This window comes from Paenibacillus sp. WC2504 (assembly GCF_052682475.1).
The window spans coordinates 2,156,033-2,168,833 of record NZ_JBQZFH010000001.1 but is presented as its reverse complement, the minus strand read 5'-3'; the positions used below and the strand labels follow the sequence as shown (position 1 = coordinate 2,168,833).

Annotated in this window: 12 protein-coding genes; 1 reads left to right on the top strand and 11 read right to left on the bottom strand. The window is 45.1% G+C overall.

Annotation, left to right across the window (positions count from 1 at the left end; translation table 11 throughout):
* Positions 1–11: 11 nt before the first annotated feature.
* The 6 genes from ACUN27_RS09615 to ACUN27_RS09590 all read right to left on the bottom strand — a co-directional run bounded on the left by ACUN27_RS09615 (position 12) and on the right by ACUN27_RS09590 (position 5,767).
* Positions 12–1,856: an exo-alpha-sialidase gene (locus ACUN27_RS09615; RefSeq protein ID WP_326060399.1), complete on the bottom strand. Its 1,845-nt coding sequence runs from the start codon at positions 1,854–1,856 to the stop codon at positions 12–14.
* Positions 1,857–2,256: 400 nt separating this feature from the next.
* Entirely contained in the window at positions 2,257–2,997 is a 741-nt protein-coding gene (locus ACUN27_RS09610) for an S-layer homology domain-containing protein (RefSeq protein WP_445558801.1), read from the bottom strand.
* Positions 2,994–3,332, bottom strand: coding sequence for a hypothetical protein (locus ACUN27_RS09605; protein ID WP_326060365.1), 339 nt, complete (start codon positions 3,330–3,332; stop codon positions 2,994–2,996). Before ACUN27_RS09605 ends, ACUN27_RS09610 begins: the two co-directional genes overlap by 4 nt.
* Positions 3,333–3,832: 500 nt before the next feature.
* The gene (locus tag ACUN27_RS09600; RefSeq protein ID WP_326060366.1) at positions 3,833–4,063 is read right to left on the bottom strand and encodes a hypothetical protein; all 231 of its coding nucleotides are present in this window, start codon (positions 4,061–4,063) and stop codon (positions 3,833–3,835) included.
* A 104-nt stretch (positions 4,064–4,167) separates the two neighbouring features.
* The gene (locus ACUN27_RS09595) at positions 4,168–4,932 is read right to left on the bottom strand and encodes an SDR family oxidoreductase (RefSeq protein WP_326060367.1); all 765 of its coding nucleotides are present in this window, start codon (positions 4,930–4,932) and stop codon (positions 4,168–4,170) included.
* Between the two features lie 139 nt (positions 4,933–5,071).
* On the bottom strand, positions 5,072–5,767 hold the full coding sequence (locus ACUN27_RS09590; protein WP_326060368.1) for a TetR/AcrR family transcriptional regulator: 696 nt from the start codon (positions 5,765–5,767) through the stop codon (positions 5,072–5,074).
* Between the two features lie 144 nt (positions 5,768–5,911).
* On the opposite strand from ACUN27_RS09590, the gene ACUN27_RS09585 reads away from it, so the two are divergent.
* Positions 5,912–7,264 carry an MATE family efflux transporter gene (locus ACUN27_RS09585; protein ID WP_326060369.1) on the top strand — a complete coding sequence of 451 codons (1,353 nt, stop codon included), beginning with the start codon at positions 5,912–5,914 and terminating at the stop codon, positions 7,262–7,264.
* Here the strand turns inward: ACUN27_RS09585 and ACUN27_RS09580 are convergent.
* The 5 genes from ACUN27_RS09580 to ACUN27_RS09560 all read right to left on the bottom strand — a co-directional run bounded on the left by ACUN27_RS09580 (position 7,258) and on the right by ACUN27_RS09560 (position 12,797).
* The gene (locus ACUN27_RS09580) at positions 7,258–7,749 is read right to left on the bottom strand and encodes a HEAT repeat domain-containing protein (protein ID WP_315951765.1); all 492 of its coding nucleotides are present in this window, start codon (positions 7,747–7,749) and stop codon (positions 7,258–7,260) included. The two genes, ACUN27_RS09585 and ACUN27_RS09580, sit on opposite strands and share 7 nt — an antisense overlap.
* A gap of 157 nt (positions 7,750–7,906) precedes the next feature.
* The gene (locus ACUN27_RS09575) at positions 7,907–8,230 is read right to left on the bottom strand and encodes a hypothetical protein (RefSeq protein WP_315951766.1); all 324 of its coding nucleotides are present in this window, start codon (positions 8,228–8,230) and stop codon (positions 7,907–7,909) included.
* Positions 8,231–8,678: 448 nt separating this feature from the next.
* Complete coding sequence (locus ACUN27_RS09570) at positions 8,679–8,849, bottom strand: hypothetical protein (RefSeq protein WP_445558800.1); 171 nt, start codon at positions 8,847–8,849, stop codon at positions 8,679–8,681.
* A 52-nt stretch (positions 8,850–8,901) separates the two neighbouring features.
* Entirely contained in the window at positions 8,902–11,199 is a 2,298-nt protein-coding gene (locus ACUN27_RS09565; RefSeq protein WP_445558799.1) for an S-layer homology domain-containing protein, read from the bottom strand.
* Between the two features lie 47 nt (positions 11,200–11,246).
* Entirely contained in the window at positions 11,247–12,797 is a 1,551-nt protein-coding gene (locus tag ACUN27_RS09560; RefSeq protein ID WP_326060371.1) for a DHA2 family efflux MFS transporter permease subunit, read from the bottom strand.
* Between the last annotated feature and the right edge of the window lie 4 nt (positions 12,798–12,801).

The following is a 12,801-nucleotide window of genomic DNA, read 5'->3' as shown; positions in this document are numbered from 1 at the left end:
CATGACTCCTTTCATTGGGTAACCTTCACGATAAATTTATATATGGTTCCGTATTTATTGCTTACAGCCGTTACCATGGCAGTTCCCGCTTGAATGGCCGTGACGGTTCCGCTTGTGTTAATTGTGGCTACAGCAGGCAGATCGGATGTCAATGTAAGGGTGTCCATTGTTGCATCAAACGATTGTCCGCCTATTGTAAGGTTGTAGGTCATTTGTGTGCTTTGTCCTGCTTTCAGTTCAATTGACGGCAAATTGACGACACTGTCAAAACTCAGTGAATTTCCAGAGCCATAAGTTGCAGTTACAACAGAATTAAACATAGTCCCCATCTCGCTGCCTGCAATTTTGGAGAAACCAATCGTAGCCCCTGCTCCAGGGATTTTGTACGTATAGTTCATCAACGCATTCCCGACTCTATCAACGAGAACCGATGGGTATTCGTAGCTCTCGCCATTATTCATGCCATCCTTGATCATGATCGGTTTCCAGTTCATTCCTTCATCGGTAGAGAGCAATAAACTGAAAGAATTTCTATTTCCGTCCAGCGTTTTCTTCACTACACTGCGTGAGGTTTCTTGATTGGTAGCTATCAACCAGTCACCGTTAGGAAGCTTGGAAAGTTCAAAGCCGCCGTCATTTTTTAAATAAGGATCAACTCTCGGAACACTCCACGTAACTCCGAAATCGGTAGACTCCGAGTAGGTCGTGTGCCAAGCCATGCGCCCGTTTCGGCCATCTAACTTACCGCTTCTAAAATAACCGCGAATCGTGCCATCTTTCTTTTGAATCAGCGAGCCTTGGATCGTTCCTGATCCTACAATCGGGTCACTAAACTTCCAGGTGATGCCGTGATCATCGGTGTACGCGCAAACGGAATTCGCCAATGAATCGGAATACAACGGCAAAATTAATCTTTTGGTGACGCCATCTGCAAGTGTGACTTCAATCGGCTTATTTTTGGTTTGCCATCCAAGCCTGCGGTAAATCGGTCCCCAAGTATTGACATCGTTGTCTGCGCCGGATGAACGCTCAATTGAATTTTTAATAATGGAGGGCTCTTTTACGGAGACTCCCGTGGTCAGCATCGTGATAATTTCATCCGTTCTGCCCGCATAAACATCGTCGTATGGCTTGGCGGATTTCAAATAGGCAACGTACTGATCATATTTATTTCTCATCGAGACAACGAAGCTGTCTGTAATAAAACGGGTAGCGCCGCCAAACCTTGTCGTGACCGGTACATATTGAGACGGGTCCAAGTAGGTTGCAGCCGTCACAGAGCTTGGATTTACAAACTTAATTTCAGCACCCTTGATGCCATAGTTCCACTGTCCATTGGAGTACTTTCCTTCGCCAAACATGCCTTCCCCTACATTCGTGTACAACGGCTGTGGATAGTGCCATTTTGCATTTCCGCCATTGCGAACGGCATATTCATAGTTGCCCATATCGGCATACATAAATTTAGTTTGCGTAGATACCCATTGGCCATTGTAGATAACGCCGTAGAACAACCACAATCTCTGTTGACTGTCGACGAAAAGAACCGGGTTATTATCCGGAAAATCCCATGTATCATAAACAATAAAGGGTTCAGTCCAAGTTTTCCCGCCATCCTTCGAACGAGAACCGATGAGTTTCGTTAAATTCCCATCTCTTTCTCCAACGCCGTTAAACCATACCGAGAAGAGCGTGCCATCGGGCAGTTCTACCATCGTGGAACCATGATTGGCAATGTTGTCGACAGGCATCATTCTAGCATGACTAATACCCTCTGGTGCTGCTGCATCCGCAATTACCGTATTAAACATGCTAAGAATTAACAATAATGATACTAACAGAGTCACTTGCTTCATCTTGTTCAAACAGGGTCACGTCCTTTCAATTGTTAATAAAACCTACCCTTTAAGTCTTGTTTTTTTACAATTGTATACGTTTACAAATAATGAAAGTAAATCAATATCGCCCGTTTTTATTTCATAGAATAAATCCTCCCATGTCATTGGTTTGTCTTACACGAGGAGCATAGCATACCATTTTTGACCATTTGAATAGCCAAATTGGCGTTCAAAGTTCCGTTTCTCCGCTATTTGGACCATGATTCATTTCTCCGCTATGATGCAAAAAGTCAGATTGCCCGATAAGTTTTTGAAAATGTCCCATTTCCTTCGGGATGATTACGCACATCCTGGAAAATAAAAAAATGTGCCCTGGCTCAACTTCAGTTGAACCGGGCACATCATTGTTCAATACCGTCTAATTGATCAGCTTTAAAAATTGCAAGACTTGTTTGATCATCACCGCAGCCTCAGCACGAGTGGCTATATCTTGCGGAGCAAACGTTGTTTCTGTTTTCCCATGCACCAATCCCTTTCCAACGGCTTCTGATAATGCACTACGGGCATAGTCCGACAATTGGTCTTGATCTGCGAATTGCGTAGTAGCCTTTACATCCGTTTTCGCTGTCCCTTGAACGAGTGCAACAGCTTTCATTAGAATAACGACCATCTGCTCCCTCGTTATATGTTCATCCGGGTTGAATAACCCTTCGGATACGCCTTGAACCAAACCATATTTAGCGGCTGTACCCACTTCTGAGGCATACCACTGAGTAGCAGCTACATCTGTAAATACAGCTGGCAACGTTTCTGTCGATAGTCCCAATCCTCTTACAAGCATGGCTACAAACTGAGCTCGAGTCACTTGCATCTCCGGTGTGTACGAGTGATCCGATGTGCCATTGATAATCATCTTGGAAGCTAACAACTCAACATCCTTCTGCGCCCAGTGCCCAGCCATGTCGTCAAATGTTTTCTTATTCTGAACGATGGCGTACATACTGTTCGTATTACGGGTAATGGTTGCTTCTGTTTTCCCATCTTTCACCATGAATACAGCTGGCACGAATTGCATTTTCCCAGTCCGAGGATCGAATACAACTACAGTGGCAGTAGAAGAGTCTTGGATGACACTATCTATTTGTATCACACGTTTCACAAAAGTATTTCCAAAATGTTGATCTCTTCTTCTTTGTCCTTGGATTTGAGAATAACTTTATAATCGATCATATCGCTTACATGCTTCAGACCTTCTTTTGAGATAGCTTGTTCAAATAGCTGTTCTTGCTGGCTTTTCGCTTTATCCATTCGAATAATAAGCACGGCACCAGCATCCAGACGATCTGCACCTGTCAGATTTAGTAGCGAAAGCGGCAGATCATAGGTACTTAATTGACTGTGGACAACCAAAATTGTTTTTTGATTTTCTTTAAGACTGCTGCGCAAGACATCCAACGGCAGCTCCACCGTATTCGATGAATAAGCACCAGGCATGTAAATATGGAGGGCATCATGATCTGTTCCTGTTGCTGCATGAAGAGCTGCTAACTTCTGCGCCAGACGCTCACGATCGATGATTACCGTTACCCCATCCTGCTCAGGATCAATCCGACTTTCCGTTTCATTAGGTATATAACGACTCGAGGTTCATACTCGGAGACACTCTGGCTCTTCATAAGGGCATAAGTGGCAATAACTATACATATGCCAGAAAATGCTATTAGTAAGATGACATACTTATTAGGTAATTTCATATAAACACACCTTCTCGTATTTGTAAGATATTACTAATTCCATCATACAAAATATAAGAATGCGCTTTCATTGATATATTTAGTGATTACCTTGATAATTTTTGTGTTCTTTCTTTATCTAAGCCTTCTGAAACTTCCATAACAAAAAACCGGAACCCTCAGCTCCAGCGGTTCCGGTCTTCTTAATCTATAAACGCTCCAACAACTGTTCATCCTAAAACATACACAACCCGCTTCCATTTAAATCAAACTTTTCATACCCCGGAGCCAGTCATAAAACCCGTCATCGAAAAAGAGATCCGGGATGTACGTCTGCGTGTAGTTGCAATTAGGGCATAGAAGCACCAAACCTTGTTCAAGCACCTTAGGATATAGTTTCTCGTGACTGCTGTTGTTTCCACAAGTAAGAGATTTCACGCCTTCTGCCTGCTGGTAATCCTTAATACGCTGCTTAACGTCTTCTTCTTTCATGTCTATCTCCTTTAATTGTTGAACTCATCGCGTTTATGCATATTATTCTAGCAGAAATTTTTAATTCCTTCCGAATGAAATCTCTTCTTCTCCTATTTTGCCACTTACAAATGAGAGCCCCCGCTGGCGTCAATCCATTGCCCTGTTACCCAGCGGCTGTCGGAAGAAGCCAGAAAAGCTGCTATATCCGCGACATCCTCTGGTTGCCCCCATCTGCCAAAGATAGAAAAATCAGCGCCATATTGTTCTGAGGCAGGATCTTGCAGCATGGCGGCATTCATATCCGTGGCAACAAATCCAGGTTGGATGGCATTAATCGTAATTCCACGTGAACCGAGTTGATTGGATAAAGCAAGCGTTAAGGAGTTGATTGCCCCCTTGCTCATACTGTAAGCAGGAATAGCAGGCAGTGAAATTCTTGTTATCGAGGACGACAAATTAATAATGCGACCATCATTTCTCAAACGCGGCAAAGCATGTTGTGTTAGGAAAAATGGCATTTTGACATTTATTTTCATCATTTCTTCGTATGCCTCTTCTGTTGTATCCTCAATTGGGGCTACTAGGGCAATCCCTGCGTTATTCACCAAGATATCAAAATGGGTGTCACCTGTACGCTCCTGCAACAACTCATCCAATGTCTTATAAAGGGTCTCTATGCTCTCGATCGTACCGAGTTTCGTGCCAATGGTGAATGCAGTCCCTCCATTTTGCTCGATACCTCGTACTACTTCTACGGCTGCGGCCTGGTTCGTGCCATAATGAACAGCTACTATGGCTCCTTCTTGTGCTAACCGTGTTGCAATAGCACGACCAATTCCCCGGCTTGCACCGGTAACCAAAGCGATTTTACCATTTAATCTACTCATCTTTTAATCTCCTCCTGTGTCAAATAAGTACAGGATAGTTATAACACAAGGGGAATTATGAAATGTTGCTCTCCTATTCTTAGAATTCAACATAAATAAGGCAGCCAATTCCTATTGGCCGCCTTGTTAAGCTCATCTATTAAGCTGTCGTTCCGCGTTCATTTTGCTCTTCTATTACCTGTTCAATTCCCAACAGAATCAGCTTTAAGCCAAATTCAAACGACTTATCGGTCCCTATGAGCTCGAACAGCCCGCTTTTGTACATGCTCCGGAACTGCCCGGCATCCGTCTCACTCATGGAGTCCAGCAGACGAATCATCTCCCCGCCGAGTTGCTCTTCCTGCTCCTTAATGACCGTGGAGAAAAGGCGCTGATGCTGATAATTATCCAGCACGAAGTAGAAGACATAGTTCACTAGCGTAAGAACCGCTTGTAATTTCTGCTCTTGTTCCAGTGGTGTCGACTCCAAGCAGAGCAGCATGCGGTTGGTGAAACGGATCATGTCCGGCTCGATGGGGATCGTCAGCATCATGAGCTGCGTTGAGCAGGGGTATCGGCAGAGCACACGACGCACCGTAACCGCAAACGCGGTCAGATGCTCTTTCCAGTCCCCTTCGGAGTGGAACTCCTCCACGATCATTTTTGATACCTGATTGGCCAGACGCTGAAAGAGATTCTGCTTGCTCTTGAAGTACCAGTACAAAGAAGGTGCCTGAATCCCAAGACGGTCGGCTAATCGTCGCATGCTGAACTTCTCGATGCCATCTTCTCCAAGAAGCTCCCACGAGGTTTCCAAAATCTTATCTTCCGAAATCTGAGGCTGCTGCTTTTTCATCGATATCCGCCCTTTATCTAACAGTGTAAGATTGTTCTTTACAGGTGCATACGCATATGATAACATCTAACACTGTAAGGTTCAATCTAACACTGTAAGATTGGATCGATCCCCTCCAAAATAAATGAGAAAGTGATGACGCATATGGATACAGAAAATCTTCATTATTTTGAAAAAGCCCCCATCGCAAAAGCCGTAGCTCACTTCGCTGTACCCATGATGCTAGGCATGTCAATGAGTGTCATATATTCCATCTTGAACGCCTTTTTCCTTGGCACACTCGACAATACGGCCATGTTAACCGCACTCGCACTCACATTGCCGTTATTCGCGGCCATCATGGCCTTAGGCAACTTGATTGGCATGGGCAGCAGTGCATTCATTTCCCGTTTGCTGGGAGAGAAAAAATACGATGATGCCAAACATGTGTCTTCGTTCGCTTTTTACAGCAGCATAGTGCTCGGTCTTATTTTGATGGCCGTCGGCCTCCCGTACATCGATTCCATCGTTCATGGTTTGGGAGCTACGCCTGACTCCTTCGGCTTCTCGAAAGACTATGTCACACTTATGATTGCTGGCTCACCATTTATCGTCTTATTTTTCACGCTTGAGAATATTGTGCGCGCTGAGGGCTCGGCAATCACGTCCATGGTTGGTATGATTCTCAGTGTTGTCATCAATATTATTCTTGATGCGTTAGCCATCTTCGTCTTCCATTGGGGCGTGATCGGAGTAGCTTCTGCTACCGTCATTGCTAACTTGGTTGCGGGTGTATTCTATGCCTTCCATATCGGATATAAAAGCCAATTCTTAACTGTCTCCTTAAGATGGTTCAAGGCTTCTAAAGATATACTAAGCAATGTATTCAAAATCGGATTTCCCGTCTTTATTATGAGTATTTTCTTGGGGGCAATGTCGCTTATCTTTAACCGTTATCTGGTCGAATATGGTGAGCAGGCTGTAGCGGCATTCGGAATTTCATCACGTTTATTGCAATTTCCTGAGGTTATTCTGATGGGCTTATGCGAGGGTGTCGTGCCGTTGATTGCCTTCTCTTTTGCAGCGAATAAATTACGCATGAAACATACCATTCAATTCACAATCAAAGCGATTGTGGCGTTAGCCGTCGTTTTCGGCATCATCGTTTTTCTAATTTCCGACCACTTAATCGGTCTTTTTACGAATGACCCGCAATTAATTCAAATGGGCAGTTACATTCTGCATGTGACGTTTTTATCCTTGTTCATAACAGGAATAACCGCGTTGTTTACAGGAATCTTCCAAGCAACAGCGCAAGGTACCGCCGCATTTATTATGTCCATTATTCAAGGGGTTACGTTGATTCCTGTGTTGTATATTGCCAATCAAATGAATGGTTTCCACGGAGTTGTCTGGTCGCTCGTCATCTCAGATGCTGCCGCGTTCCTTGTTGGTGCCGTCATGCTGTATGTTCTGCGGAATAAATTGCAGCCGGACTTAGAGAGTCTGGTTCAGTAAAAGTGTTTTTGTTGTTTCAATGACCACATTGCGTTGAATACTAGTTTCCTATCTTTTTCCTTACTAATCATATTCTCAAGCGCTTCTGAAGCTCGAATGTCGTAGGGTTGATTGCCCAGCATATGAACAGCACTGCGTCTAACCGCAATACTTGTATCCTTCGTCGCACGTTCGATTAATAACGCGATGATATCCAAGCATAACAATTCATCTTTGCAAGATTGACAGCCAATGCTATGAACGGCATGCCTCCTGACATCCGCATAGGAATCAGTTAATCGGGCGACCAGGGGGTCTATGCAGCGTTGATCAGCATTGTGATCTAGCAAAGCCGTGCACCATTTCCTTATTCTCCAGTTTTGATTTTCAAGACCTTCCAGAATATCATCTAAAGCTAATTTCCCGGCATTGTCTAAAATGGCGTATGCTGCTTGCCAGCCTTCTTTCGTTGCTAACAGTGGAATGTACCGTCTGTAATCTCCCATAAGATCCCTCCACAAAATAATAGTTAACTTAATTCTTATTATATATAGAAGTTCTGACCCTTGATAAGGTGGGGGTCAGTAGATTATTTTCCGCCTGTTAACGCAATGAAGCTGCCGATCATCTCGGCAGCTTCATTTTCTAGTTCTCGCAGACTCCCTAACCAAAAAGGCGCTCTTTTCCAGGAAGCTCTATACCGCTGCAATTCGCTGTCACGGCTTTTTCCTCAATCAGAGCAAGCGCAACAGTGACAAAAAGAATGACCAAAGCAGGCGGTACAATCATCCACTGCCAGGCATCGTTCAAAAAAGTTTGCGTACGCGAGAAAGCGTCCAGAAGCATTTTACCTAAGGAGACCGTACTTGGATTCCCTACACCCAGAAATGACAGGCTCGCTTCCATTGCAACCGCTGTTTGGAAAGCGATTATGAATTTCGTGCGCACCAGTGGCCAAATAAACGGCAGCAAATGATGGTACAGCACGTACCAGGTTTTCCCCTGGTAAAGTGTCTACTCAAGGGAACTGGCGTCCGCTATTTGGAGAAAAACAAGCTTTCCCCTTCCCAATGGGAACTACAGGATCTTATTTGTCCGCAATATCGCGTTATACAGGTGAAATCTGCAAAATAGCGCCCCATAGTTCCACTTGCACGTGGAAGGTGTGCTTTTTCGGCAAAATAGCGGACCGTAATTCCCGCAAAACAACGACTCATCCCCTCAACACGCATTCCCTGAAATTTTAACGGGAAAAGTGCTGCTAATTTGTTCATTCCCGCTACTTTCAACCTATTAAATGGAAATTGTACAGGTAATTCCTCAAATTCCGTCTGAGATGAGGCGAATCGTATGAAACAACTGCACAATTTCCAGTTATTTCATCTAATAGATACTCCGCGACACTTTTTAACAGTAGAAAATCCAGTTACTCCACCTACAAACACCAATAAGGGTTCGGGTTCGGGTTCGGGTTCGGGTTCGGGTTCGGGTTCGGGTTCGGGTTCGGGTTCGGGTTCGGGTTCGGGTTCGGGTTCGGGTTCGGGTTCGGGTTCGGGTTCAGGTTAGGGTTAGCGAAGCTCTCCCATTGGCATGAGCTAATTGACATAGTACGCTTATATACAAAAAGACGCCTTCAATTAGAAGACGTCTCTTTCATGTTATTTCAATTCCGCAATAAGCCTATCCACTTCACCAGTCGGCGTAGTGATGGTTTCATAAACTTTAACGGAAATATGGGATTGAACCTGGTCTTGCGTAAGGTTGCTGAAGGTCAGCATTTGGGAACCGCTCACCAACCGATTTGCCCCGGTAAAAGGAAATGAATTCGATCCCAGGGAACGCCCTGACGAGTCCACTAACTCAAACTTCAACTTGGAAAAGGCATTATCTAAGAACACTTCGGATTCCCGCTGCATGTCCATATCCAAACTTAGTTTATACGTGTATGCAAATCCAGTGGTCCCCATCGCCGTCAACTGCGATAAAGTCCAGTTTTTCAAGTTTAGTTTGAATGGAAATAACGAGATATTGTTATGATCGTTCTCATTCTGAACACTTACAGGGTAGCTGGCAATTGTAGATTTGTAGGCAGAATTTGATAGCACTTCTTGTACATTCAATTGGAATCGTTCACTTTGCTCCGTGGTTGGAAGGGTGAATCCATAACTAACGACGACTCCTGTTCCAGGTTCAATATCTGTTGCACTTACAATCTGGCGTTTTCCAGCGTACGCGTTACCATCTTTACCCGCTAACTCCGCTCCAAAAGCCGGCACAGGAATAGGTTTGTCGCTTTTATTGAAGAGCTTAAATTTAGCCACGCCCGTTTTATTTCCTGTTTCTTCATTATCTGTTACATGCAGCTCTTCCAGCGAAATAGTTAAATTCGGATTAATGAAATCATTCCTTGGTGTGAATGCGATCGGCGTGCCATAAATATAGATACCTGCAGCTGGCCCTGTAACGGTACCTTCGTTCGCAGGGAGTCGGAATCCTATGCGCCCGGTGAAATAGGGAATCGGCACAGTCTGACCTTGTTTCAAGAAACTCTCAGGTGAAAGTACATAGAAGGCTTGCAGTGTCGTATTCATATCGGTTGTAATCGCAAAATGAATGGACTTCCTGGCTCCTGCATCAAGACGAATTGGCGTCTCTTCCACCCTTTTGCCGATGAAGGATTGTCCCTCCGATTTCCCGCTCAAGGTAAAATCCGGTATTGTTTCCGCATAGCTTCCTTCGTTTTCCGCTTGAATTTCCACGATATAGCTCGGTGTTTGACCCGTAAACTGCTTCGACAGCTTCACTGCAGAATATTTCAAATCGGAGTGGATACCAGGAAGGGAGAATCTTGCGCCCCAATCGCCTAATCGGGATGGATCGTCTATTTTGGCGTCTTGGCCACGCCATACGATAGAACTAATAGCAGCATCCGCTAATTGCGTTTCTACTTTAGGGTACACTTTTTGATTGACATCTACCCAAAGAAGATTCGTCAACTGGATATCCTTGTTCACACCGATATCAGTCATATAGCTTAAGGTCACATTCCCCTGCGGAGGTATGGAACGAGAATTGCTTGCGCTCGCTTGAAGGGTATAAACGGTCCCTTCCGCAGTTTGGATGCGAAGCTCATAATCGGGAATTCGGTTTGTAAAACCGGAAGTGTTGTTTAATGTAACGACCACTCCGACTCTCCAGCCTTCTGCCGATTTTTCTTGGGTAACACTTTTCACTTGAGCTTGCGTATTTTCTGTCAGATTGAAAGCTTTCATATCTTCTACGGGAATCTCAGCTACAGCCGGTGTTACAGGCACATACAGGCGTTTCGCTTCATAAGAAGAGGTAACTAACAGTTCTCGATTGGCTGGCGTCATTCCGCCGAACTTTCCGTCCGTTTGGTTCCCCATCAAATTCATTTGTACAGCCAGAGCGACATATCCCTTGGCCCAGCTGGATACCGTGCTATCATTCATCGCTGCATCCTGTTTCACTTCTGCCTCTTTATTCAAACCTCGGATCAAGAATGCGGCTAATTGCTCTTTGGTTACCTCACCAGCAGGATTATAGGTGCCTTCGCCAAACCCATCCGTCAGGTTTGCTTTTTTCAATGCCTCAATATATGGAAGCGCATAACCGTTAGCTGGATCCGCAGCGCTCACATCGCGAAAGCTGGAAGTGCTGCTCAAGGTGTCCACCTTCAAGTTGAAAATCATTGCAGCAGCTTTCGCGAACTGGGCACGGTTCATTTTATCATGCAGACCAAACGCACCCTCGCTCACACCATCAAAAATCCTTGCGGCAATCATCGCATCAAATTTAGCCCTCGTGCCCGCATCCAATTGACCCAAATCATTGAAATCTACAGAGGATTTAGGAGAAGCGGCACCTAGCGCAGCCCCAGTTAACAAGGTAGAGGCCATGCACGCGCTAATTATAACCGTTAAACTCTTTTTCATTGTCTTGTGCCTCCCGATGAATTCTTTGATGCTGCTATTCTTGTACTTCAACTGTTTTTTTTTCGCTTTATAAAAAATAGAACGAAAGGAATACATATAAAGGCCGGTATGGCTGAGATATAAAAGGTATCTGCGATAGACCTGACATAGGCTTCTTTCTGCATAAAACCGGCGAGGTAAGAACTCGCTGCACCAGCAGCCGTAGCCCTGTCTACCGCCCAAGCATAAATCTCCCCGGTGAGTGCGGATACGGTGTTATTTGCCATAACGGAATCCACAGCTACACTTTCCGAAATGTGCTGATAATGCACGATCTGGCGGTTGCCCATGATAGCGGTAAATATCGCAATGCCTAGCGAACCCGCCACCTGCCTTAGAACATTGGAAAGCGGCGAGGCGTTACTAATTTGTTCCGGAGCCACTGCGTTCATGCCGGCAGAGGTTAGCGGCATCAGGCAAACACCAATGCCAATCCCACGAATCGTTAATAGGGCATTCAGCCAATGATTCGGCGTATCAGCCGTCAACAGATGCAATTCCGCCGTAGTGATCCCCAGTACAGCCAGACCGGCAATACAGATGGGAACAACCCCGAATTTCTCAACCAGCTTCCCGCTGATCGCCATCATCACGGCCATGGCAATCGATTGCGGCATTAACAGGATCCCCGTCTGCATGGCATTAAGCCCTTGAATACTTTGCAAATACACAGGGGCTAAAAAAGTTCCGCCCATCATAGCCATCATGACCAAACTGCCCGAGATGACACTAATCGTAAACTTAACATTTTTGAATAAATTTAAGTCCAGAACAGGCTGCTTGGCTCCTAGCTCCACCCAGATTAAGAGCATTAAACTGCACATAGCTACAAATAACAGGCTGACAATGAACAACGAAGTCCAACCTTCGGATTGCCCTTTGCTTAAAGCCAGCAGCAAGCTCCCGAAGAACATCATGGACAAGATAGCCCCTGGTGTATCAAATTTTAATCCTGTTGTGCGAGGTGATTCCTTCATAAGTATCTTCCCCAGCACGACAGCCAGAATCCCGATCGGCACATTGATGAAGAACAGAAGCCGCCAGCTGAAATTCTGGATCAAATACCCTCCGAAAGTCGGCCCGAGCGCGGGAGCCACCATGGCAGCAATCCCCCATAGTCCCATGGCCGTACCTGTCTTTTCCTTCGGGAAAGTGGTAAAAATAATCGACATCCCAACCGGCATGATGAAGCCGCCGGCAAACCCTTGAATGATTCGAAATATAATCATGGTATTGGCGCTCCATGCCAAACCGCATAGGACAGAAAATATCGTAAACCCGGCTACGGAGTAGATAAACAAATTCTTATTGCCGAATCTCGCGCCCAAATATCCACTCATCGGAATGACCATGGCGGAAGCCAGCGTATATCCGGTAATAATCCACTGCATGGTCGTGAGATCCGAGCCGAATACGGCAACGAATTTATTCATGGCTACGTTCATTAAGCTGCTATTCAATACAGCGACAAACGTACCTGTAACAATAGCAACCAGCGACAGCCACATCTGGCCATTGCCTTTTGATTTATGTTGTGGAACCACCGATTCATCAGCCATCGTA